Here is a 24,273-nt window from a genome sequence, read left to right as displayed (position 1 = left end):
TTATATTGCTTGTTCATTCAAAAAAATTAAGCGCCTTGCTCTTCTTTTTCGCTAACTGCTTTAACCGCAAGGGCGAAGTTGCGTACAGGTGCTTGAAGCACGCTGAGGAGCATAGAAAGAAGACCTTCGCGTGAAGGAAGCTCTGCAAGTGCTTGAACTTCTTCAACACTAACTACACGACCTTCAACTACCCCACCTTTAATTTTCAAAGCTTCGTTTTTCTTAGCGAAGTCATTCAAAATTTTGGCTGGAGCAACAACATCATCAGTACTGAATGCAATTGCAGTAGGGCCAGTAAGAACTTCATCAAGTTCAGACAGCTCAGCAGCCGCAGTTGCACGGCGAAGCAATGTGTTTTTCAGTACTTGGAATTCGATTCCCGCATCACGAAGCTGTTTACGCAGCTCAGTTACTTGGGAAACGTTTAGACCACGGTAGTCAGCTACAACAGTAGTTGCACTTTCGCGCAATTTAGCTGTTACTACATCAACCGCTTCTTGTTTTGCTTGGATCACTTTTGCGTTTGCCAAATTGTACACCTCCTGATAGATTTCTTGCAGATCAGCCAGAAGACTGCCCTGCATCCAGCACCTTCTCAATCATTGAAAGATTAGGGCTGTAAAAACCGCTTATTCGCGGAAGATTTTCCGTAAGATTCATGAACCAGGAAGCAATACGATTCCCGATTCATTTATCCATAAGAAAAGCCTCCGTAGAATCACGAAGGCTTGATAAAGTCATATTGAGCAAAACACTCAAATGATACGTTCTATCATCACACCTCGGTAGGAAATTAAGCTTGCTACAGCACCTACTGTCTACGGTAAGCATATTCGAATTTAATGGTCAGTCACAAGGACTAAACAACTTTATCAGAATAACAGATTCAGATGACATAAGTCAACTGGAATTTATTATTTGAAAGAAGCTGTGTTCACACGCGCACCAGGTCCCATTGTGGAGGACATACTGATGTTTTTCAGGTAAACACCTTTTGCAGCAGCTGGTTTCGCACGGTTAAGTGCTTCAACCAAAGCTTTCAGGTTTTCATTCAACTGCTCAGCAGTGAAAGAAGCTTTACCGATTGGCGCATGAATTTGTCCCGCACGATCCAGACGATACTCGATTTTACCAGCTTTAATTTCTTGAACAGCTTTAGTAACATCAAAAGTAACCGTACCAGCTTTCGGGTTAGGCATAAGACCTTTACCACCGAGCAGACGACCCAATTTACCTACTTCACTCATCATGTCAGGTGTAGCTACGCAGACATCAAACTCGAACCAACCTTGTTGGATTTTTGTGATCATATCTTGATCTCCAACGTAGTCTGCTCCAGCTGCTTCCGCCTCTTTCGCTTTTTCACCTTTTGCAAATACCAATACGCGTTGTGTTTTACCTGTACCATGCGGCAAGACAACAACACCACGAACGGCTTGGTCTTGTTTACGAGGGTCTACGCCCAAACGTACTGCAACTTCGATTGTTTCATCGAATTTAGCAGTAGCTGCCTTTTTGACAAGCTCTACAGCTTCCAAAGGCTCGTAGCTTGCTTCGCTGTCAATCAGCTTAGCAGCTTCAACATACTTCTTACCATGTTTAGCCATGTTTTTTTCCTCCTTTGTGGTTTTAGCGGATATACCTCCCACAACACAGGCTGCGAATCAGCCTGTGTACGAACACTTATAATTAGTCTTCGATGGTGATACCCATGCTGCGAGCAGTACCCTCTACCATGCGCATTGCGGACTCAACGTTCGCAGCGTTTAGGTCAGGCATTTTTTGCTCAGCAATTTGACGAACAGCGTCACGTTTTACAGTCGCGACTTTTTTCGTGTTCGGCTCACCGGATCCTTTTTCAAGTTTAGCAGCTACTTTAAGCAATACTGCTGCCGGTGGAGTTTTAGTGATAAATGTGAAAGAACGATCTTCAAACACCGTAATTTCAACTGGAATAATCAAACCTGCTTGATCAGCAGTACGAGCATTAAATTCTTTACAGAATGCCATGATGTTGACACCTGCTTGACCCAATGCTGGACCTACTGGTGGTGCTGGGTTTGCTTTACCTGCAGGAATTTGCAGTTTTACCATTTTCATTACCTTTTTAGCCATGTAAGACACCTCCTTGCATCAATAGTGGTTAGCGAGCATGTAGCCCTCCCACAGAAACCATGAAGCTTGCGCTCTATAATTTTTCCACTTGAGTATAATCTAGCTCAAGCGGGGTTTCCCGTCCAAACATGTTGACGTGAACTTTCAACTTACTCTTCTCAGCCAATATTTCTTCCACGGAGCCCACAAAATTCGCAAAAGGACCAACTTTAATTCGTACGGATTCCTTAATATCGAATTCAATCTTCGGTTTTGGCTCCACAACACCCATATGCTTCAGAATCTGTTCAACTTCATCCGGCAATAGTGGCGTGGGCTTCGAACCAGATCCTGTTGATCCAACAAAACCAGTAACTCCCGGAGTGTTGCGAACAACATACCAAGAATCATCAGTTTGAACCATCTCAACAAGGACATATCCGGGGTAAATTTTACGCATGACAGTTTTTGTCTTACCGTCTTTATTTACCACTTCTTCTTCCATTGGAACAAGAACACGGAATATTTTGTCCTCCATGCCCATGGACTCTACGCGTTTTTCCAAATTGGCTTTGACTTTGTTCTCATACCCTGAATAGGTATGAACGACATACCATCTTTTTTCCATATCAAGCCACCTGGGACCCTTCTTAAATTATCGCTTCAATCACAGCGGAAATACCGATGTCAAGCACCCAAAAATAAAGCGTAATAACAATAACCGTCCCCAAAACAATAAGGGTGTAGTTAGTTAACTCTTTACGATTAGGCCAGCGAACCTTTTTGAGCTCTGCCCAGCTTTCTGAGAAAAAGGAAAACAGAGACTTGAAACTACGTTTCACGCCGACTACACCTCCAAATAACTATCTGGTTTCGCGATGAGAAGTCTGCTCGTTACAAAACTTGCAAAATTTCTTCATCTCCATGCGGTCGGGGTGATTACGCTTGTTTTTAGTCGTTGTGTAATTTCTTTGTTTGCAATTGGTACAAGCCAAAGTAATAATTACCCGCATGATGTGCACCTCCCGAAGACATCCGAACATTATCAGAGTCTCTAAATTGGTTCCTAAAAAATATAGCGCGAATTTAGGCCTACCTAAAACACTTTATCACAAGGGTATATTCATGTCAATCGAAGAATAGGCTTTAATCTCTGCCTAAAATACCCTTTTCTAGAGTTTGTTACTTCAAGTCTAACTTTTTCTCAGAAAGCTGTTCTTGACACCTGTAGCATATCGGACAGAAAAATGAATGAAATAAAATGATATACATTCATCATCTCATGTTCGACAGCTTCGATCGAGCGTACCATCGAAAACGTCAATGTTTATCAGTATGAATCATTCCGCTTTTTTTAAACACTCTTCCTCTTCTCCAACAAAAAAAGACTCGATCTAGTCTGAGTCCTTCTTCAGAAAACGAGTTAATCTAATTATCTCTTACTTCTAGATATTTCTCAAGTTTTCGTTTTACACGTTGTAATGCATTATCAATCGATTTCACATGACGGTTGAGATCCACAGCAATTTCCTGATAAGATCTTCCGTCTAGGTATAACATAAGCACTTTGCGTTCCAAGTCACTTAAAATCTCAGACATTTTGTCTTCTAAGCCAGTAAATTCTTCCTGGTTAATAACAAGTTCTTCTGGATCACTTACTTGTGTGCCACAAATAACATCCATCAAAGTGCGATCAGATTCTTCATCATAGATCGGTTTATCCAGAGAAATATACGAATTCAGTGGTATATGCTTCTGGCGAGTCGCTGTTTTTATAGCCGTAATGATCTGCCTCGTTATACATAACTCAGCAAATGCTTTAAATGATGCCAGCTTGTCCCCTCTGAAATCACGTATCGCTTTGTACAGCCCAATCATTCCTTCTTGAATGATATCTTCTCTATCAGCACCAATTAAAAAGTAAGATCTTGCTTTGGCTCGTACAAAATTACGATACTTGTTGATCAAGTATTCTAGTGCCTCACTGTCGTTGTCATGAACGGCTTGGACAATATCCTCATCACTTAGGTAATCAAACTTGGACAACATGATATCTTTGAGGTCAACACTCACTAACAATCCCTCCGGCTGCAACGCAAGGACCCCGTTACCTATCAAAATATAGCCCAAGTATATATGAACATACCTTCCAACGTCAACCACACTTCGCCTAAAAAAGAAAAGAATGATATAAATGTCAAGAGATTCATAATTCTATTGTTGTACAAAATAGTAGATTCGATCTCAATCTCTTCTCCATTTTTCGAACATACTCCGCACTTCGGGTGACAATTTCGAGTCTATTGTGTTTTTGGTTGATTTTTTTTGGTAATCATCTTTTATCTTTCTACCAAGTTCCTTATCATTCTGTTCCAGCTCGATATAAAGCTCCCGAGCGGATAGACGGAGCGCACCTTGACCAAAAATAACATGCTGCTCCACCATATCACTTGTAGCCACATAGATCTGACGCCTTCGCGAACTAAGCTCCCCTACAAGTCTTTCAATACACTCGTCAGCCGTCTCTTTTTCTTTAGTGAAATGCACCTGCACTTTACTCTCTGTAAAAGATTTACCTAAACCCGGTACTCTATAAGCATCAAAAATTACGATCACTCTTATCCCCGAAAAACCCTGGTAATCGGCCAGCCGTACCAACAGCTTGTCCCGTGCATCCTGCAAATCGGTTCGGGCAAGGGCAGAGAGTTCTTTCCAAGCCCCTATCATGTTATAACCGTCCACGAGAAGCACATCACGGGTATCCTTCATTTCCTGCTAGTCCTTATGACTTCCGAGATCTAAGCACTTCATACATCACTACGCCTGCGGCAACAGAAGCATTCAGGGAGTTGATCTGGCCAGCCATTGGTAACTTCAAAAGAACATCACATTTTTCACGAATAAGCCTTCCCATACCTTTTCCTTCATTGCCGATTACGATAGCGACAGGCCCCGTGAATACTCCGTTTCCAAAAACAGACTCTTCCGCTTGCAAGTCAGTTCCTACAACCCATACACCGGCTTCTTTCAGCTCATCAATGGTTTGTGCCAAGTTACTTACTCTTGCTACAGGAACATATTCAGCTGCACCGGCAGAAGTTTTAGATACAGTTGCAGTTACCTGAGCCGAGCGGCGTTTCGGAACAATAACGCCATGTGCTCCCGTGCAGTCCGCAGTTCGTAAAATAGAACCGAGATTATGTGGGTCCTCAATTTCATCTAGCAAAACAAGAAAAGGATCTTCCCCTTTATCTCGCGCAGCAGCGAGTAGATCTTCCACATGTGCATATTCATAGGGAGCAGCCTGTGCCACAACACCTTGATGCTGTATGCCAGGAACCATTTGCTCTAACTTACGCTTGTCTACCTGTTGAATAATCACGCCTGCTTTTTTCGCCTCAGCATAGATCGGCAAGGTAAGATGCTTTTGTGCCTGCTCAGCAATCCATATTTTGTTTATCGTTCTTCCGGAACGCAGCGCCTCAATAACCGAGTGCTTACCGGCAATCCATTCTTCTTCCATTTCTCTATATCCTCCTAGCTTCAACACACCATACTTTGACTGTTTAGAAGCTCTATATTTCGTTATATTCGATTATTACTTTTGTGCTTTTCCTTCTTTTTTGGCTTGCTCCATTCTCTGAATGCCAAGAACAATAAGTTCGCGGAGTCTTTCTTGATATCCACTCGTGTATAAATACCCGATCAGACATTCAAAAGCGGTAGCGTGTCTATATTCCAAAACATCTGCATTTTTCGGAACACTGGATTTGGCATTTCTGCCTTGCCTCACAATATCTGCTTCCGCAGGTAACAATTCTTCCTCAATATATGACAAAATCCTGCTTTGAGCTTTCGCAGATACAAAACTTGTCGCATTTTGATGAAGATGATTGGGACGGAGGTTAGATTTTGACAGCAAATATTGTCTGACAGCAACCTCATAAATCGCATCTCCTATGTAGGCAAGAGCAATCGGGGGAATAAGTTCCGGCTTACGGGAAGGAGGGTAGGGAAATAACCACCCTTTCTCCCCTTGGCCATCATCATAATTCTGCAGTTGGTTCTCACTCATTTGCGCCGCCACCTTACACCTTGTGGTGTATCTTCGATAACAATACCCATATCTGCCAGTTCATCTCGAATCTCATCAGAACGAGCCCAGTCCTTTGCCTTACGAGCTTCCGCACGCTCTTGGATCAGCTTCTCTACATCGGCATGAAGTTCATCTTGCTCTTCGGTATACACGCGAAGCACCGCATTCATCTCGTCAAACAACGCAAGCATTGCTTCAAGTTCAGCGCGGTTAACTACTTCTGCCTGAAGAATCACATTCGCTTCATTTACCCATTCGAAAACAGCTGTAATCGCATCTGGTGTATTAAAATCATCCTGCATTTTTTCGTGAAATTGATCACGAATTTCTGCGATTTTCGCCTCCCTATCTTGCGGAATCGCTTCGTTAATTGTAACTGTATTCAGTCGGTGCTTCATATTATTAACCGCATTGGCGATCCGATCCACACTATTTTCGGCCTGTTCCATAATATCTTCACTGAAATTAAGTGGATTCCGATAATGTGTCGAAAGCATGAAATATCGAATAGCTTCTTTTTTGTACTGCTCACGCAAATCTTTTACAAGAATACCGTTACCGAGTGATTTCGACATTTTCTCGTTATCAATACGGATAAAACCGTTATGCATCCAGTAATTTGCGAGTGGTTTTCCTGTTAACACTTCCGATTGTGCTACTTCACATTCATGATGCGGGAATTGCAAATCTTGTCCTCCCCCGTGAATATCCAGTGTATCCCCCAAGATGTTACGAGCCATTGCAGAGCATTCAATATGCCAGCCTGGACGACCTTTGCCCCACGGACTATCCCAGAAGATTTCTCCTGGCTTAGCTGCTTTCCAAAGTACAAAATCTTGCGGATGTTCTTTGCGCTCATCGACTCCAATTCGAATTCCAAACTGCAGTTCATCCAGATTCTGTTTCGACAACTTACCGTAATCCGGGAATTTGTGAGTACGGTAATACACATCGCCGCCTTTTTCATAAGCGACCCCTTCATCCTCAAGCTGCTTAACAAAATCAATGATCAAATTCATGTTCTCGGTTACACGAGGATTATGTGTCGCTCTCGGGATCCCTAGACCATCTAGATCTTCGTAGTAGGCTTGAATAAAACGATCCGCTACTTCCGGCACCGTTGTGCCAAGCTGATCTGCTTTCTTAATCAATTTATCATCTACGTCAGTGAAGTTTACGACATAATTCACATCATTACCAATCACTTCAAGGTAACTGCGAACAACGTCGAAAAAAATCATCGGTCTTGCATTACCAATATGAATATAATCATACACGGTTGGTCCGCAGACGTACATTTTCACTTTTCCTGGTTCCTGAGGAACAAAAGTATCTTTATGCCTTGTGAGCGTATTATATATTTGAAGCGTCATCAGTCACATTCCTTTCGATCTTTTCCATCATTATATTGTACCACGTTTACACTTTGTTACCACGAACCACCGGTTCTTTTTCAAGGCAGTCCTGCTCTTTCAGAGATTTCAGCTTTTTTAGTTCTTCCCGCAGTTCATAGATCTCAAGCTGGAGTTCTCGCATGGAGTCAATAATCGGGTCAGGAAGCTGCTGACTTAAACGATCGATTCGTTTGCCATCCTGTTTTACTACTCGTCCTGGTATCCCTACCACTGTGCTATTTGGAGGAATTTCTTTCAGGACAACTGAATTGGCACCAATATTACTGTAATCTCCTACTTTAAATGAACCAAGCACTTTAGATCCAGATGAAATTACGACATTATTCCCGATCGTCGGATGTCGTTTTCCTTTCTCTTTGCCTGTTCCCCCTAAAGTTACCCCCTGATAGATAACAACATCATCACCAATCTCGCAAGTCTCCCCGATCACTACACCCATACCATGATCTATAAAAAGCCGTTCTCCAATCGTAGCACCAGGATGTATTTCAATGCCTGTCGTAAAACGACTCGCTTGGGAAATGGTTCTCGCCATGGTAAACCATCCTCTTCGGTAAAAACGGTGAGCCAGTCGGTGAGCCCAGATCGCATGTAAGCCGGAATACGTAAAGATGACCTCAAACCAGCTTCTAGCTGCAGGATCGTTATCAAATACTGCCTGAATATCCGATTTCAATTTTCTAAACATGTCTGTTCCCCTCTTTGGCACCAAGCACCGTCTTAATTTCGAATTGCTTGCAAGGTCTATGAAAAAAAACACCTCTGCAGCCCATATAGGCTGCAGAGGCGTTATAGTTCCGCGGTTCCACTCTGCTTAGCTATGTTCATCACGAGCATAACTATCTTTGAACGTCCGATAACGAGGACGACACGTCGCTACCTACCTGCCGTGCCTTGTTTATCGCATACAAGGGGCCAGGTTCGGAAGCGCAGCTCCCAGGCGCATTTCGATCGGCAAATTGTGAGATAACTTTCAGCCTGAAGGCCCTCATGGCCTTTCCTGGTTATCTTCTCTGGTTCACAACCACACCGCCTACTTCTCCTGATCACAGCTATTGAATAATCGTTACTTACATTATTATTTCTTATATCTTAACGAAAAGAACGCATACTGACAAGAACAAGAAACATTCGTTTTGATTACTTTATTACCCTTGTTCTATAGTCGTGCATTCAAACGGGAAAGAACCTTCTCACGACCTAGCAAGTAAATCGTCTTGTTCAAATCGCGTCCATGCGTCTGACCCGTTAGAGCCACACGAATTGGCATAAAGAGTTGTTTCCCTTTAAAGCCTGTTTCTTTCTGAACCTCTTTAATAAGTGCAGCCATACGGGGTGCTGAAAAATCTTCCTCTACGGCTACTTTATCAGCAAAAGCACGAAGAACTACAGGAACTTGTTCCTCCTTAAGGATGGCAGCAGCATCACCTTCAAATTCCACTTCTTCTTTGAAGAACAGAGCAGATAATTCAACAATATCAGAAGCCGCCGTCATTTGCTCTTGATAGAGAGCTACTAATTCTTTAGCCCAGCTTTCTTGTTCTGGACTAAGTTCAGCAGGCAAGCGTTCTGCTTTTTGCAAATGAGGGATGGCAAGTTTAGCAATCCGATCCGTGTCCGCATTTTTAATGTACGTATTATTTAAATGAGCCAGTTTGTTTGTATCAAACACAGCTGGGGATTTTGAAAGACGGCTTGGATCAAAAATCTTAATCAGCTCATCTTTGCTATAAATTTCCTCTTCACCTTCTGGAGACCAGCCTAATAAGGAAATAAAATTAAACATCGCTTCCGGCAAGTACCCCAGTTTGTCATACTGCTCAATAAATTGGATGATAGACTCATCCCGCTTACTGAGTTTTTTGTGATTCTCATTCACGATCAGTGTCATATGACCAAAGATTGGAGGTTCCCATCCAAGAGCTTCGTAGATCATGAGCTGTCTTGGTGTATTCGAGATATGATCTTCCCCACGCAGCACATGAGAGATCTTCATTAAATAATCATCTACTACAACTGCAAAGTTATACGTAGGAATTCCATCCTTTTTGACAATAACAAAGTCACCGGTCTCTTTCGAGTTAAAAGAGATCGTTCCTTTTACCATATCATCAAAAGTATAAATCTTCTCATCCGGTACACGGAAACGCACGCTTGGCACACGGCCTTCTGCTTCAAATGCCTTACGCTGTTCTTCCGTTAGATTCCGGTGTTTACCAGAGTAGCGCGGAGTTTCTCCGCGGGCTGTTTGCTCTTCTCTCTCCTGCTCGAGTTCTTCCTCCGTACAGTAGCAGAAGTAAGCAAGACCACGGTCAATAAGATCCTGCCAATATTTACGGTAAATATCAAGACGTTCCGTCTGACGGTAAGGTCCATATTCCCCCGGTACATCAACACTTTCATCCCAGTCCATACCGAGCCATTTCAGGTACTTGAGCTGACTTTCTTCTCCACCCTCCACGTTCCGTTTCACATCGGTATCTTCGATACGAATAATAAATTTTCCACCTTGGTTTCTAGCATACAAATAATTGAAAAGCGCCGTTCTGGCATTCCCAATATGTAAATGACCTGTTGGGCTTGGCGCGTAACGCACGCGGACTTCCGTGCTCATAATATCCCCTCCGAATTGTTTATCTCAAGATGATAGCACAGGTTGGATCAGGCAGACAACCGATTGCGCGGCAATTCCTTCTCCTCGTCCTGCGAAACCTAACTGTTCTGTTGTCGTTGCTTTTACATTCACTTGCGACACCTCAGCACGTAGTGCCTTAGCGATGATTTCCGCCATTTGCGGAATATAAGGAGCCATTTTTGGCTTTTGTGCAATAATAGTAGAATCGATATTTCCAAGCTTATATCCGCGTTCTTCTGCAAGCTCCCAGACTCGCTCCAGCAGCTTCAAGCTGTCAGCATCCTTAAATACAGGATCCGTATCAGGAAAATGCTTACCGATATCCCCCAAGCCTAGTGCGCCGAGGATTGCATCGCTGACTGCATGCAGTAATACATCAGCATCAGAATGACCAATCAAGCCTTTTTCATAAGGAATCGTTACACCGCCGATAATACATGGCCTGCCTTCCACCAACTGATGGACATCAAAACCTTGTCCTACTCGAATCATTGTTCTCTCTCCCCTTTTTGCATAAATGCAGCATAATCTAGATCTTCCGGTGTGGTAATCTTGATATTGGTATAACTGCCCTCTACAATCATAACCTGTCTTCCCAGACGTTCAACCAGCATAGCATCATCGGTTCCTGAAAAACCTGATTCTACCGCTAGTTTATGCGCCTCTTTTACATCCGAAAGACGAAAAGCCTGTGGGGTTTGAATGCTCCACAGACTGCTCCGATCGGGGGTCGCAGTTATTATTCCATCTGTACTTACCTGCTTAATCGTATCTTTGACAGGAACAGCAAGCACTGCAGCCCCAAATTGTTCTGCCGTCTTCATACATGCTTCAATATGATTTGGCTGGACAAAAGGACGGACGCCATCGTGGATAAGTACATAATCCGTCTCAAGCTTCTGGAGACCCGCATAAACCGAATCTTGCCGTTCCTTCCCTCCTGCAACAACGAAAGTCCGATGGTCATGAAGTCCAGATTGCTTAATCCATTCTTCACACCGCTTTACATCGGGCGCACCAGTTACCACAATGATATCCTTAATCATAGGTATGCGGTTAAACACTTCAAGTGTATGTATAAAAATGGGCTTGTCTTGCAACAGCAGAAACTGTTTGCTCTCACTTGTCTTCATTCGTGAGCCTCTTCCTGCTGCTACAATGACTGCCCCCCATGATTTTGTCATATACAATTACCCCTGCCTTGTCCGTCATCTGTCAGTATCCAGTGCATGAACACTTACTCTCCATCATAACGCTTTATTGCGCTTTTTCCAACAGTTTCGGCTTAGCAAAAATCATTCTTCCGGCAGAAGTCTGCAGTACACTCGTCACCAAGACTTCCATCATTGTACCAATATACTCGCGTCCGCCTTCAACGACTATCATTGTACCATCATCTAAGTAGGCTACACCTTGACCATGTTCTTTTCCATCTTTAATAATCTGAACCATAATTTCCTCACCAGGAAGTACAACCGGCTTTACTGCATTAGCAAGATCATTAATATTAAGGACAGAAACACCTTGAAGTTCACATACTTTATTAAGATTAAAATCGTTCGTCACTACTTTACCTTGCAGGACTTTCGCTAGTTTTACTAGCTTGCTGTCTACCTCAGAGATTTCTTCAAAATCCCCCTCATAGATCAGGACTTTAATCTCCAGTTCTTTCTGGATTTTATTCAAAATATCGAGCCCTCTGCGTCCCCGATTTCTTTTCAGTAGATCAGAGGAATCTGCAATATGCTGCAACTCTTCCAGTACAAATTCAGGAATTACAATGGTCCCTTCAATAAATCCAGTTTTACAAATATCTGCGATCCGGCCATCAATAATTACACTCGTATCGAGAATTTTATGCTCTTCAATGCGCCTTTCCTCATTCACTGTACCTGTATTCCATCTTCCTGAAGTCCAGAACGAACCTAAATCTTCTTTTTTGGCAAGACCAACCCGAAGCCCCATATAACCAAATACGAGCATAAGCGCCACTTGAAGTAAGTCCCCCGGTCTGCCAAGCCAGTTAAGTGAAGGATAAAGAAGTAACGAGAACAATAAACCTATACCAAGCCCCAGTGCTCCTGCTGCAAGTTCACTCATCGGAACCCGTGCAAGTTTAGAGACCCCTTCTTCTACCCGTAGATCAAGGAGCGATCCAAGCATCCTACTTAACAGAACAAAGGATACAGCACCAATTAACATAAATAACGTTAAAGCCAAACCTACTCTGAATGTACTTGTCCCCTCACTTAACCAAGGGATCGTTTGCCCTACTGAATAATAAAGCGCATAACCAGACCATGCTCCGCAAAGCCCCGTGAACATAAAAATAAGCTTTCTCCACACGTCCCTACACCTCCTTAAATACATTTCTTTATCCAGTATGAACCAATTTTTTAGGTCCTAATCGTGGTAAGGAGGTATTTTTAACGGTAAATGTATGATTGTTATTTTCTCTATTATGTAAATGATGGTTGAAAATGGTTTGTGTGCTGACATATAATAAGTTCAACTGATAAACCGAGGTGAAAATAAAATATGAGCGCATCAAGTTTGCAAACTTTTCAGAACCAAGTATCCGAGCTGTTGCTCCGCCATCGAAGTCTAATTGACGTTCTGTCCAAGAATGGACAAGCGGATGCTTCTGTTAACCGGGCTGTTTCTAAAGCCATTACAGACTGTGGTTGTATTGAACTCCATGCAACCAAGCAATCTTACGCTCATAATGGCGATCTAGAAGATGCCAAATCTTCGGTACAGACGCATGTACATGGTGATCTGTGTGACCAGTGCAAAGAAGTCATCAGCTCAGAACTTGGACGTAATCTGTTCTACATGTCAGCACTATGCAACCTGCTTAATATTCAGTTAGAAGAAGTGCTCGAAGAGGAAGCTAAAAAGTGTTCTACACTAGGCATCTTCAACCTCTCCTAATCTCTGAACCAGCTTTTTAACAGCTTTTAATCATTACACCGACAATCAACCGACTCCAAAAGTAAATATAGAAAATTAAAAAAGCATTTATCTCTCCATACTAGGAAAGGTAAATGCTTTTTCTTATGATTATTTATTATATGATTTCTTTTTAAGCTTAATGAGAAGTTTCATCTCTTTCTCTTTTCTTTTTCTTCTTGCGACTCCGGGCTAGAATAAGATCAATATTATGAGTCATACCATATATGGCATAAAGCACAAGAGGTATAAATACAAACATAGATAATTGCTCTGAAAAAAGTACCGCAAGTGCAATCGAAAAAAGAACAACGAGCGGAGCAATCCATACTGCTTTTTTAGGAAGACCCACTTTTTTTAGGTTAGGATATTTAAGCGAACTTATCATCAAATAAGCAAGCAATAAAGTTGCAATCATCATGAATGGAGCAGAAATATCTTTACTGAATAAAGACAAGGTTGCAAGTACACCGCCCGCAGCAGGAATAGGAAGCCCTGTAAAGTACCCCGGAATCCCAGGCCGTACATTAAAGCGAGCCAGCCTCAAAGCCCCGCATATCGGGAACAGACACGTTACAATCCAAGCTAGAGCGATAGGTGCCTCCTGAAATGAAACGCTATACATTATATAAGCCGGCGCAGCTCCAAAAGAGATCATATCCGATAAGGAATCAAGCTCTTTGCCAAAATCACTTTGAGCATTTAAAGCTCTAGCAATTCGACCATCCAGTCCATCCATCAGCATCGCTACAACAACCATAATCGCTGCTAAACTGTAACGACCTTCGGATGCGAGCAGAATGGCAATCATTCCGAGAGATAGATTACCTAAAGTAAACAAGTTCGGAATTGATTTTGTTATCATCACGTCACCTCGTAAGTGTAACTGTACAATTTTATTCTAAATTTAAAACTAAACTAATTTACATTTGTCGATCAATAAACATCTGTTCTTGCAGGCGCTTCAAGCCATCCTTAATCGTTCGAGCGCGAACTTCACCAATACCATCCACTTCATCAAGCTCCTCAATCGTAGCCATAATTACATGTGGTAATCTTTCAAATTCTTCAACTAAATTATGAATAATGACATTTGGCAATCTTGGAATTTTGCTTAAAACACGGTATCCTCTTGGAGCTACTGATTCTTCAGAAGCAGCCGCCGCAGCACCATATCCGAGAAGCCGGCCAATATGATGGGTATCAAGCAGCTCATCATCTGTAGATCGTTTTAAGCCATTAATAATATCTTTGATCTTCTCATCACTGTTATCTTTGGCATAATCCTTATACAAAAGCCATGATTCCTCTTCTGTATTCGCCACTAGTTCTTCCATCTGCATGTTAATCAGACGTCCTTCATTGCCCAGTTCATTAATGTAGCGTTTAATCTCCATCTTGATTCGCAGCACCATTTCCACGCGCTGTATTACATTGATTACTTCAGGAATCGTAACCAATTCTTCAAACTCGGAGGCACTCAGATTGGTAAGTGACTGGTTTAAGACTGCTTTATATTTCTCCAAAGTTTGAATCGCTTGATTCGCTTTTGTTAAAATAACTCCAATTTCTTTCAATGCATAACGCAGCGTTCCTTGGTAAAGAGTGATAATATTCCTTCTTTGCGAAATGGAAACAACCAGTTTTCCCGTCTGTTTTGCTACACGTTCTGCCGTACGGTGACGAATACCTGTCTCGGATGAAGAAATGGAGGAATCGGGAATTAACTGCGTATTTGCATACAATATCCGTTTCAAATCTTCACTTAGGATGATCGCTCCATCCATCTTAGCAAGTTCATATAAATAGTTCGGTGAGAAATCGCAATTAATCGAAAATCCACCATCCACTACTTCCATAACTTCTGGACTGTAGCCGACAACAATCAATGCACCCGTTTTTGCACGCAGGACATTTTCAAGCCCTTCCCGAAAAGGCGTTCCAGGTGCAACCAAACGTAACAACTCATTCATTTTATCCAGTTGGCTCGATTCTTTCATCTATTCAATGCCCCCTAATCTAAAGCAGCCGCTAGTGCATCTCCGACCGTATTAATACCGATCAGTTCTATTCCAACAGGATGCTTCCACCCCTTTAAGCTCTTCTCTGGCATAATTACCCGTTTAAACCCAAGTTTCTGCGCTTCTTTGGCTCTTTGTTCCGCTCTTGAAACGCCGCGCACTTCTCCAGTCAAGCCTACTTCTCCAAATATGACATCATAGGGTTTGGTTGGCAAATCGCGAAAACTGGAAGCTATACTTACTGCCATGGCCAAATCGGTTGCAGGTTCATCCAGTTTCACTCCACCAGCTACATTGAGATAAGCATCTTGATTCTGGAGAAACATTCCTTGTCGCTTCTCAAGGACGGCGATGATCAGTGCCATACGGTTATAATCAACGCCGGTAGCCATTCGCCTAGGTGACGGGAATTGCGTAGCCGAGATCAGTGCCTGAAGTTCGACAAGCATGGGACGCGTTCCTTCCATACTCGCTACAACGGTGGAACCTGCCACTCCTAGCGGTCGCTCAGATAAGAACATTTCTGATGGATTAGCCACTTCTCTTAAGCCCGATTCTCCCATCTCGAAAATCCCAATTTCATTCGTCGAACCAAAACGATTCTTTACCGCACGAAGCAAACGATACGTATGATGACGTTCTCCTTCAAAATAAAGCACACAATCCACCATATGTTCGAGCATTCGAGGACCTGCAATAGAACCCTCTTTAGTAACATGCCCTACCAGAACCGTTGCAATGCCTAACCCTTTCGCAATCCGCATAAACCGTGATGTACATTCTCGTACCTGTGCCACACTTCCGGGAGCACTTGTTATTTCCGGTAAAAAAACAGTCTGAATTGAATCAATCACCAGAAAATGAGGGTCAACTTGACTTACCGCCTCTTCGATCCGTTCCATATTGGTTTCACTAAGAACATATAGATCAGGAGACAATGCTTCAAGCCGGTCTGCTCTCAGTTTGGTTTGTCTAACCGATTCCTCACCCGAAATATACAAGACGCGCAGCCCTGAAGCTGTCATAGCATGAGATGTCTGGAGTAAGAGCGTTGATTTACCAATACCCGGATCTCCACCAACAAGAATCAACGAACCAGGTACTACTCCTCCGCCAAGAACTCGATTCAGTTCCTGAATGCCAGTTAGAATACGCGGTTCTTGGTCACTTTCTATATTTATGATAGGAAGCGGTTTTTCTTTACTATCAAAAAGGGAAGAATTCCTCCCCTGTGTCTTCACAATACTTTCGGTTTCCTCCACCATGGAATTCCATGACTGGCAACCTGGACATTTACCGTACCATTTCGGCGATTCATAACCGCATTCTGTACAGTAAAACTTTGTTTTTACTTTAGCCACTTCACTTCTCCTCATTTAACTTTACTTAAACTTCAAGTATAAATTTTACATACCGAATTTACCAATAAAGGATTTATTAAAAGTTTAACATTGAATGCATTTTAACGTAAAGCTTAATCACAAACTTTACATCAAAGACAATCCTTCTGTACCACTAAAAATAAAAAATACCCCCTATAAATTAGGGGGCATTCCTATCAATTATTAAGAATTAGTGGGCACATTGCTCTTTTTTGTAACAGCGAGTGCACCATCCTTCTCATCAATAAGAAGAAAATCTCCTTTTGTAATTGAACCCGTAAGGAGTTCCTCAGATAGACGGTCTTCAATGTGCTTTTGAATCGCACGGCGAAGCGGTCTTGCACCGTAGGCTGGATCGAATCCTTCTTTCGCTAAGAAGGCTTTTGCCTTGTCAGTAAGTTCGAAATCAACATCATGTTCACGCAGACGTTTACGAAGTTCTTCAGACATCAGGGAAACAATCTCTCCAATATGCTTCTCTTCAAGTGAATGGAAAACAATAACTTCATCAATCCGGTTTAGGAATTCAGGACGGAAGCTCTTTTTGAGTTCCTCCATCACTTTACCTTTCATATTAGAATACTCCGCACCCGCATCTGCGACTGCCGTAAATCCTAGCGTAGAATTACGTTTGATTGCATCTGCACCCACATTAGAAGTCAAGATAATGAGGGTATTACGGAAATCTACAACACGACCTTTTGAGTCAGTCAAACGTCCATCCTCAAGAACTTGAAGCAAGATATTGAATACTTCCGGATGAGCTTTTTCGATCTCATCTAAAAGAACGACTGAATACGGTTTACGACGAACTTTTTCAGTTAGCTGACCGCCTTCTTCATATCCAACATATCCTGGAGGCGCTCCTACCAATCGAGAAGTAGAGTGTTTCTCCATGTATTCGGACATATCAATCCGGATTACCGCATTTTCATCTCCAAACATCGCTTCGGCAAGCGCACGAGCAAGTTCTGTTTTACCTACCCCTGTAGGTCCGAGGAAGATAAAAGAGCCCATAGGACGTTTTGGATCTTTTAGACCAGCACGCGCCCGGCGAATTGCACGACTGACAGCTACAACTGCTTCGTCTTGGCCGATTACACGTTCATGAAGAATAGACTCCATATTTAACAAACGATCTGTTTCTTCTTGTTTCAGTTTGCTAACAGGGATTCCTGTCCAGCTTGCTACCACTTGAGCGATATCTTCTGGAGTTACTTCTGAATCAGTACGACCTTGTTTTTCTTTCCACTGATTTTTAGTTATATCCAGTTCTTCACGAATTTTCTGTTCTGTATCACGCAGCGCTGCTGCTTTTTCAAATTCTTGACTTTGAACCGCAGAGTCTTTCTCTTTACGGATATCATCAAGACGATTTTCTAGTTGTTTGAGATTAGGCGGTACGGTGTAAGAATTCAGTCTTACTTTAGAACCCGCTTCATCAATAAGGTCAATCGCTTTATCTGGCAGGAATCGGTCTGTAATATAACGGTCAGACAGCTTTACTGCTTGTTCAATTGCCTCATCTGTAATTTTTACACGGTGATGAGCTTCATAACGATCTCTCAGTCCATGCAAGATTTGAATGGCTTCTTCAACCGATGGCTGATCCACAGTAATTGGCTGGAAACGACGTTCAAGAGCAGCGTCTTTTTCAATATATTTACGATACTCATCAAGCGTAGTCGCACCAATACACTGTAGCTCTCCACGAGCAAGGGCAGGTTTTAAAATGTTAGAAGCATCGATTGCTCCTTCTGCTCCGCCTGCACCAATTAGAGTGTGCAGTTCATCAATAAAGAGAATGATATTTCCTGCTTGGCGAATCTCATCCATAATTTTTTTGAGTCGATCCTCAAATTCACCGCGATACTTCGTTCCAGCAACTACAGAACCCATATCTAGTGTCATTACCCGTTTATCACGCAGTGTTTCAGGTATTTCATTCGCGATAATCTTCTGAGCAAGGCCTTCTGCAATCGCTGTTTTACCAACTCCGGGTTCACCAATCAGAACCGGGTTGTTTTTGGTACGTCGACTAAGCACTTGAATAACACGCTCAATCTCTTTACTACGGCCGATTACCGGATCAAGATTGCTCTCTCTCGCAGTGGCTGTAAGATCTCTTGCCAGACTATCCAGTGTAGGAGTGCTTACATTGGCTTGTGTACCGTTATGACTGGATACTGCTTCACTGCTGCCTAGCAGTTGCAAGACTTGTTGACGTGCCTTATTAAGGCTAATACCCAGGTTGTTCAGCACACGTGCTGCTACACCTTCACCTTCACGAATCAAGCCAAGCAAAATATGTTCGGTTCCCACATAGGTGTGGCCCAACTTACGAGCCTCATCCATGGAAAGCTCAATTACTTTTTTCGCACGCGGCGTATATGCAATATTGGTAGGCTGCTCTTGGCCGCGGCCAATGAGTGTTTCTACCTCATCCTGTATTTTTTCAAGACCAAGGCCAAGGCCGATGAGAGCTTTTGCAGCAATACCTTCACCTTCACGAATCAGGCCGAGCAAAATATGTTCGGTACCGATGTTATTATGACCTAAACGAACTGCTTCTTCCTGAGCTAAAGCGAGAACTTTTTGAGCTCGTTCCGTAAATCTTCCAAACATCATATTCCTTGCACCTCCATAAGTTTAAAAAATAATTCCTTTATCTATATATCTAGGCTATTCTAATGATTGCCCAGCCGACACATGTCGGTAAATCCCATAACTCTCGTTCTTGTGAGACAAGAATGTTAAGGTGTGGGTTATTACTTCATATAAGAACATAGTTCATAATGAGCTTACACTATGCCATACATCCCATGCCTACTGACTTTCTCTTTGAAAAGATTCCCTTATTAACTGTGCCCGGTACATATCTCTTTCTCCTGTCTCAAGCGTTCTTCCGAATTTTTTCTGAAGAAAACCTGGCTGGATTAAGACATTGAGTTCATTCATTTCAACTATTGTTTTTTCTCTAATTAGATCTAAATCAATGCCGAGCCGAACATCAGATATGCGCTGAGCTGCTTCTTTCGAATCCATCAGATAAGCATGAGATAAAATACCATATGATCTCATCACACGATCCGCAATACGAAGTTTAGAATCGGTCATGAGTCTTTCTCTAGCGTTACGCTCGTGACCTATAATCTGTAAAACAACACTATACAAATTATCGATAATCTCAGTTTCAGTTTGTCCTAATGTAATTTGATTCGATATTTGAAACAGATTTCCTGTCGCTTCACTGCCCTCACCGTAAATTCCTCTTACAGCAAGACCTACTTGGGATACAGCAGTGAGTACCCTGCCTATCTGTTTCGTCATCACAAGAGCCGGTAAATGCATCATTACAGAAGCCCGAACTCCAGTCCCTACATTGGTTGGACAACTGGTTAGATATCCTCTGCGATCATCAAAAGAATAATCGATATGGGCTTCAAAAACATCATCTATGGCTGAAGCACGTTTCCACGCTTCTTGAACCTGAAAGCCAGGGTATAAACATTGAATGCGCAAATGATCCTCTTCATTCACCATAATACTAATGGATTCATCTTCACTAAGAATAACCGCACCATTTCTTGATTCATTTGCCAAGTTCGGACTAATGAGATGTTTTTCGACTAGTATTTCTTGGTCAAGTTCAGATAGTTCATTCAGATTTAGGACATGGAAATTGCCAAACTGATGAATATCATCAAATTGAAGGACTTCCGTTACCTTATCGAGTACCGCTCTCGATTGCTGGTCGGTTGCCAACATAGGAAATGGAAAACTCTGCACATTTCGTGCCACTCTTACCCGGCTGCTAATGACAATTTCTGAATCAGCTGCGCTACTACGCATCCATTCACTAAGTGGTTTATCGGTAAACCGGATATCTGACATAGTGCATACCTCCTGCTCTTTACCAAACTTTACTCTTCTGCTATTTCTCTTTCCAGTTCACGAATCTGGTCACGTAATTCAGCTGCAGACTCGAATTCCTGTAGATTAATTTGTTCCTGAAGTTCTTTTTTTAGTTCTTCGACTCTTCGTCTTAAATGAATCTTTCCTCCAGCTCGCACAGGAACTTTCCCAACATGAGTTGTATTACCATGTACGCGCTTTAAGAGCGGATCTAAACGATTAGAAAAGTACTTATAGCATGAGCTACAGCCAAATCGATTAAGCTTACTAAACTGCTGTATCGTCATCCCGCATTCCTTGCACTGAAGAGTTTCAGGAGCAGGTGCACCAGCTGTTTTGTATTTCCCAGATTCAAAATCCATAAGGCCTGAAAGGAGTCCATGGATTGAGAACCCATTAGAGATACCGGTTAGATGATCTCCTTTTTCTCGTGCGCAGCTTTCACAAATATGGAATTCCGTTTTCTCCCCGTTCACAATCTTCGTAAAATGAAGAGTAGCCGGACGTTCATTACATTCTTGACAAAGCATACCGCATACCTCCTTTATTCGTTCCCAACGGAGAAAACTGTGACACTCATACTACTTACCGAGGAGCGAAATTAACATTGCCTTTAACATCCGAGCACGGATTTGATCACGATAGGGAAGCTTTATAAATAATACTTCTCTAGACATCGCAGCTTTGATTAAAGCAGCCTCTCGGCTGTTAAGAAATTTAGCTTCTTCCAACTGGTAGATAAGACCTTCTGCGGAAGCCTGGTTAATTTCATCCCCAATATGCTGATGGAAATGTCCTCCGAGCACAGAGTGTGCAGGGAGTTCTACTCGCTGTATCCGTATATATCCACCACCACCACGCTTACTCTCTACAAGGTAACCTTTTTCAAGAGTAAAACGAGTACTAATTACATAATTAATCTGGGATGGCACACAGGAGAATTTATCTGCTAGATCATTTCTCTGAATTTCAATCATTCCATCAGAGCTATCCTGCAAAATATTTTTCAGATATTGTTCGATAATATCAGAAATATTACGCATCCTCATCCCCCACTGTATAAAACCGGTAAGCTAATCTATTGCATTCATTCAAATTCATCAAAGAGAGGCTCCAATAAATTACCCATCTTAGTTAGTCTGCGAACCTCTTTGGCTTAAATGAATGCTCTCTTTTATATACAACCTTCTATGTGTCATATATAAATGAGCTTAAATTAACTTACTACATAATAATATTGTATAACCAATAATCATATCTGATCTTAGTTGACTTTGACTTTCTTTGACTTTATATCCATTATAACATACTGTACAGAAATCTCAAGTAAGATCCCCTTCTCATTTTTCACTTATTTCCTTAAATTATTCGCTCTATTAAAAAAACTCTCCTGACAGAAGGCAGAAGAGCGGTTTCCTATTTATTAGAAGAAATCCATTAGTAAGGTTTGTGCTTCCGGAATAAGGTGTTCAAATTCTTTTGCTTTTTGCGGTTTCCCTTTTAGCTTCTGTATATGAAACAATTGCGCGGGACGTTGATATCCCAGAAAAAGAGCGGTCCAAACTTGAATATCTGCTATTAAATCTGGCTGAGTCTCTTCTTTTTCTTCCATTAGCTTTATAACCTTCGCTTGTCCTTGGTCATCGATGGATATATTCCACAGTCCGGCATTCCATGGAGCTGCATGATCCTCAATCTGGATCGTTAATTCTAAGCTATTTCCAGATTCGAACGTAAACTGTTGCAGAAAAGACTCTATATCCACAATTCGTCCCATGAAGTATGGAATCGTTTCTTGGGTTACCCGCGGATCTGGAAGCATATACGGTAGAATATCATCAGCTGGAACCATCGTTAACTTCACTTGTTCGATACGGGAATCGTGATTTGAGAAAAAAGTCCAAAGTGCTCCCCGTGCTTCTTCATTCAAGTAAACAAATTCATTACATACCAGCATTTTATCTTTTAGTTCATATAACACATAGCCTTGGGGTTCCCCATTATGAGAATAATAGACAGCACTATGTTTAGTGTTATCTAAGACGGCATACTTCCACCATTCTTCATCTCGAACAAGCGTGCCATGATAGCTGCTTGCAAAAGACTGATACAATTTATTCAGAATAGAGATCTCCTTAATATCCCTTACTACCTTACCTGGGTACTCTATTTTAGGTGGAAACTGTTTTGAGGAAATAAGGTAATTTTTATATTCTGCATATAGCTCCCAACCATACTTACGATAGAATGGAATTGAAAATGGATGTAGAAATGATAGAATTTGCCCTTCCTCTTTCATTACCTTGAGCGCTTGACTAAGTAGTTTAGAGACATGACCTTTACGGCGGTTCTCTGGCCAGGTTGCCACGCCTGCAATTCCGCCCATAGGCATTACTTTGCCTTGCAAGTATACTTTAAAAGGAAGGATCGTTAGCTTAGCTTGCAATTGTCCCTCTTCAAAAATGCCCCAAAATTGTTCAGGCTTAAACCTCTCTTTTCTTTTTTCTTTTTGTTCCAGTGTTAATGTATATTGAAAGGCATATTCTGATAAGCTAATACTTTGCTCGTATTCCTCTGCATTTAATTGTCTGATTTCCACCTGGTCACCTCTTTTATATTTTATTGGATATATTCAGCCTTATTTCCAATATTATGCTCAACCTGAGTGTCTCAGAGCTTCACTTAAAAGTCAATCGCACTGGCACCCTGCCCTTGGTTTATATGTTTGGCTTAGAGTTTGACTGGGAAGAAAGTTAACCTACATCATTTGTAAATAAATCAGCAACAAAAAAAACCGTTGCTGACGTATTGTCAACAACGGTTATCTATTTGCTTGGCGACGTCCTACTCTCCCAGGACCCTGCGGTCCAAGTACCATCGGCGCTGGAGGGCTTAACGGTCGTGTTCGGGATGGGTACGTGTGGAACCCCTCCGCTATCGCCACCAAACGAGCATTTGTGAAACAAATGCGATCCGCGTTGGTTTTGGTACATCACTATAAAGTGTGTATAAAACCAATAGCGTTTTTCAAGGTTTTGCTCCCTGAAAACTAGATACGAAACAATCTTTGCGATTTATATTTTTAGGATAAGCCCTCGACCGATTAGTACTGGTCAGCTCCATGCATTGCTGCACTTCCACCCCCAGCCTATCTACCTCGTCGTCTTCAAGGGGTCTTACTAATTGGGAAATCTCATCTTGAGGTGGGCTTCGCGCTTAGATGCTTTCAGCGCTTATCCCTTCCATACATAGCTACCCAGCGATGCTCCTGGCGGAACAACTGGTACACCAGCGGTATGTCCATCCCGGTCCTCTCGTACTAAGGACAGCTCCTCTCAAATTTCCTACGCCCACGACAGATAGGGACCGAACTGTCTCACGACGTTCTGAACCCAGCTCGCGTACCGCTTTAATGGGCGAACAGCCCAACCCTTGGGACCTACTTCAGCCCCAGGATGCGATGAGCCGACATCGAGGTGCCAAACCTCCCCGTCGATGTGGACTCTTGGGGGAGATAAGCCTGTTATCCCCAGGGTAGCTTTTATCCGTTGAGCGATGGCCCTTCCATGCGGTACCACCGGATCACTAAGCCCGACTTTCGTCCCTGCTCGACTTGTAGGTCTCGCAGTCAAGCTCCCTTGTGCCTTTACACTCTGCGAATGATTTCCAACCATTCTGAGGGAACCTTTGGGCGCCTCCGTTACTCTTTAGGAGGCGACCGCCCCAGTCAAACTGCCCACCTGACACTGTCCTCGCACCGGAT

At 42.4% G+C, this 24,273-nt stretch carries 25 protein-coding genes, 2 rRNA genes and 1 other annotated feature; of the genes, 1 reads left to right on the top strand and 26 read right to left on the bottom strand.

The annotated features are described in order from the left end of the window. Window positions 1-26: 26 nt before the first annotated feature. From rplJ to GQY27_RS17675, 16 genes are all read right to left on the bottom strand, one after another. The gene (gene rplJ, locus GQY27_RS17750) at window positions 27-530 is read right to left on the bottom strand and encodes a 50S ribosomal protein L10 (RefSeq protein WP_160036640.1); all 504 of its coding nucleotides are present in this window, start codon (window positions 528-530) and stop codon (window positions 27-29) included. Between the two features lie 161 nt (window positions 531-691). Next, window positions 692-842: a sequence feature (ribosomal protein L10 leader region), on the bottom strand. A 72-nt stretch (window positions 843-914) separates the two neighbouring features. Beyond that, the gene (gene rplA, locus GQY27_RS17745; RefSeq protein ID WP_160036597.1) at window positions 915-1,607 is read right to left on the bottom strand and encodes a 50S ribosomal protein L1; all 693 of its coding nucleotides are present in this window, start codon (window positions 1,605-1,607) and stop codon (window positions 915-917) included. 82 nt (window positions 1,608-1,689) lie between these two features. Beyond that, a complete protein-coding gene (gene rplK, locus GQY27_RS17740) occupies window positions 1,690-2,115 on the bottom strand; it encodes a 50S ribosomal protein L11 (protein WP_160036596.1) in 426 nt (141 codons plus the stop codon). Window positions 2,116-2,188: 73 nt separating this feature from the next. Further along, window positions 2,189-2,722, bottom strand: coding sequence for a transcription termination/antitermination protein NusG (nusG, locus tag GQY27_RS17735; protein WP_160036595.1), 534 nt, complete (start codon window positions 2,720-2,722; stop codon window positions 2,189-2,191). Window positions 2,723-2,744: 22 nt separating this feature from the next. After that, window positions 2,745-2,936, bottom strand: coding sequence for a preprotein translocase subunit SecE (secE, locus tag GQY27_RS17730; protein WP_160036594.1), 192 nt, complete (start codon window positions 2,934-2,936; stop codon window positions 2,745-2,747). A 21-nt stretch (window positions 2,937-2,957) separates the two neighbouring features. Next, window positions 2,958-3,107, bottom strand: coding sequence for a 50S ribosomal protein L33 (gene rpmG, locus GQY27_RS17725; protein WP_072735843.1), 150 nt, complete (start codon window positions 3,105-3,107; stop codon window positions 2,958-2,960). Window positions 3,108-3,522: 415 nt separating this feature from the next. Then, window positions 3,523-4,167 (bottom strand): RNA polymerase sporulation sigma factor SigH, encoded by a 645-nt coding sequence (gene sigH / locus GQY27_RS17720; RefSeq protein ID WP_160036593.1) that lies wholly within the window; start codon window positions 4,165-4,167, stop codon window positions 3,523-3,525. A 171-nt stretch (window positions 4,168-4,338) separates the two neighbouring features. Then, the gene (locus GQY27_RS17715; protein ID WP_160036592.1) at window positions 4,339-4,863 is read right to left on the bottom strand and encodes an NYN domain-containing protein; all 525 of its coding nucleotides are present in this window, start codon (window positions 4,861-4,863) and stop codon (window positions 4,339-4,341) included. 13 nt (window positions 4,864-4,876) lie between these two features. Next, window positions 4,877-5,617, bottom strand: coding sequence for a 23S rRNA (guanosine(2251)-2'-O)-methyltransferase RlmB (gene rlmB / locus GQY27_RS17710; RefSeq protein ID WP_160036591.1), 741 nt, complete (start codon window positions 5,615-5,617; stop codon window positions 4,877-4,879). Window positions 5,618-5,692: 75 nt separating this feature from the next. Further along, window positions 5,693-6,169: a Mini-ribonuclease 3 gene (locus GQY27_RS17705; protein WP_160036590.1), complete on the bottom strand. Its 477-nt coding sequence runs from the start codon at window positions 6,167-6,169 to the stop codon at window positions 5,693-5,695. Then, complete coding sequence (gene cysS / locus GQY27_RS17700; RefSeq protein WP_160036589.1) at window positions 6,166-7,563, bottom strand: cysteine--tRNA ligase; 1,398 nt, start codon at window positions 7,561-7,563, stop codon at window positions 6,166-6,168. Before cysS ends, GQY27_RS17705 begins: the two co-directional genes overlap by 4 nt. A gap of 46 nt (window positions 7,564-7,609) precedes the next feature. Next, window positions 7,610-8,293 carry a serine O-acetyltransferase gene (gene cysE, locus GQY27_RS17695; protein WP_160036588.1) on the bottom strand — a complete coding sequence of 228 codons (684 nt, stop codon included), beginning with the start codon at window positions 8,291-8,293 and terminating at the stop codon, window positions 7,610-7,612. 471 nt (window positions 8,294-8,764) lie between these two features. Beyond that, on the bottom strand, window positions 8,765-10,219 hold the full coding sequence (gene gltX, locus GQY27_RS17690) for a glutamate--tRNA ligase (protein ID WP_160036587.1): 1,455 nt from the start codon (window positions 10,217-10,219) through the stop codon (window positions 8,765-8,767). Window positions 10,220-10,243: 24 nt separating this feature from the next. Beyond that, window positions 10,244-10,732, bottom strand: a complete 489-nt coding sequence (gene ispF, locus GQY27_RS17685; RefSeq protein WP_160036586.1) for a 2-C-methyl-D-erythritol 2,4-cyclodiphosphate synthase — start codon at window positions 10,730-10,732, stop codon at window positions 10,244-10,246. Further along, the gene (gene ispD / locus GQY27_RS17680; RefSeq protein ID WP_160036585.1) at window positions 10,729-11,424 is read right to left on the bottom strand and encodes a 2-C-methyl-D-erythritol 4-phosphate cytidylyltransferase; all 696 of its coding nucleotides are present in this window, start codon (window positions 11,422-11,424) and stop codon (window positions 10,729-10,731) included. The genes ispF and ispD overlap by 4 nt, the downstream gene beginning before the upstream one ends. A 73-nt stretch (window positions 11,425-11,497) precedes the next feature. Continuing rightward, entirely contained in the window at window positions 11,498-12,586 is a 1,089-nt protein-coding gene (locus GQY27_RS17675) for a PIN/TRAM domain-containing protein (RefSeq protein ID WP_160036584.1), read from the bottom strand. A 192-nt stretch (window positions 12,587-12,778) separates the two neighbouring features. Here GQY27_RS17675 and GQY27_RS17670 point away from each other — a divergent pair, with 192 nt between their 5' ends. Beyond that, window positions 12,779-13,174 carry a nucleoside triphosphate pyrophosphohydrolase family protein gene (locus tag GQY27_RS17670; RefSeq protein WP_160036583.1) on the top strand — a complete coding sequence of 132 codons (396 nt, stop codon included), beginning with the start codon at window positions 12,779-12,781 and terminating at the stop codon, window positions 13,172-13,174. Between the two features lie 157 nt (window positions 13,175-13,331). On the opposite strand, the gene pssA is transcribed toward GQY27_RS17670, so the two are convergent. From pssA to GQY27_RS17620, 10 genes are all read right to left on the bottom strand, one after another. Beyond that, window positions 13,332-14,057, bottom strand: coding sequence for a CDP-diacylglycerol--serine O-phosphatidyltransferase (gene pssA, locus GQY27_RS17665; protein ID WP_160036582.1), 726 nt, complete (start codon window positions 14,055-14,057; stop codon window positions 13,332-13,334). 58 nt (window positions 14,058-14,115) lie between these two features. After that, complete coding sequence (gene disA, locus GQY27_RS17660) at window positions 14,116-15,192, bottom strand: DNA integrity scanning diadenylate cyclase DisA (RefSeq protein WP_160036581.1); 1,077 nt, start codon at window positions 15,190-15,192, stop codon at window positions 14,116-14,118. A 14-nt stretch (window positions 15,193-15,206) separates the two neighbouring features. After that, a complete protein-coding gene (gene radA, locus GQY27_RS17655; protein WP_160036580.1) occupies window positions 15,207-16,574 on the bottom strand; it encodes a DNA repair protein RadA in 1,368 nt (455 codons plus the stop codon). A gap of 204 nt (window positions 16,575-16,778) precedes the next feature. Further along, window positions 16,779-19,223 carry an ATP-dependent protease ATP-binding subunit ClpC gene (gene clpC / locus GQY27_RS17650; protein WP_160036579.1) on the bottom strand — a complete coding sequence of 815 codons (2,445 nt, stop codon included), beginning with the start codon at window positions 19,221-19,223 and terminating at the stop codon, window positions 16,779-16,781. Between the two features lie 198 nt (window positions 19,224-19,421). Next, window positions 19,422-20,489 (bottom strand): protein-arginine kinase McsB, encoded by a 1,068-nt coding sequence (mcsB, locus tag GQY27_RS17645; protein ID WP_160036578.1) that lies wholly within the window; start codon window positions 20,487-20,489, stop codon window positions 19,422-19,424. A 29-nt stretch (window positions 20,490-20,518) separates the two neighbouring features. After that, window positions 20,519-21,040 (bottom strand): protein-arginine kinase activator protein McsA, encoded by a 522-nt coding sequence (gene mcsA / locus GQY27_RS17640; RefSeq protein ID WP_160036577.1) that lies wholly within the window; start codon window positions 21,038-21,040, stop codon window positions 20,519-20,521. A gap of 51 nt (window positions 21,041-21,091) precedes the next feature. Further along, window positions 21,092-21,553 carry a CtsR family transcriptional regulator gene (locus tag GQY27_RS17635; protein ID WP_160036576.1) on the bottom strand — a complete coding sequence of 154 codons (462 nt, stop codon included), beginning with the start codon at window positions 21,551-21,553 and terminating at the stop codon, window positions 21,092-21,094. 380 nt (window positions 21,554-21,933) lie between these two features. Then, window positions 21,934-23,109 carry a GNAT family N-acetyltransferase gene (locus tag GQY27_RS17630; protein WP_160036575.1) on the bottom strand — a complete coding sequence of 392 codons (1,176 nt, stop codon included), beginning with the start codon at window positions 23,107-23,109 and terminating at the stop codon, window positions 21,934-21,936. Window positions 23,110-23,341: 232 nt separating this feature from the next. Then, window positions 23,342-23,458 (bottom strand): 5S ribosomal RNA (gene rrf / locus GQY27_RS17625). A gap of 135 nt (window positions 23,459-23,593) precedes the next feature. Beyond that, a 23S ribosomal RNA gene (locus GQY27_RS17620) occupies window positions 23,594-24,273 on the bottom strand; the annotation flags it as partial.

Source organism: Paenibacillus sp. An7, assembly GCF_009870785.1.
Lineage (GTDB): Bacteria > Bacillota > Bacilli > Paenibacillales > Paenibacillaceae > Paenibacillus.
The sequence above is the reverse complement of the archived record's forward strand: the minus strand, read 5'-3'. Positions and strand labels throughout refer to the sequence as shown.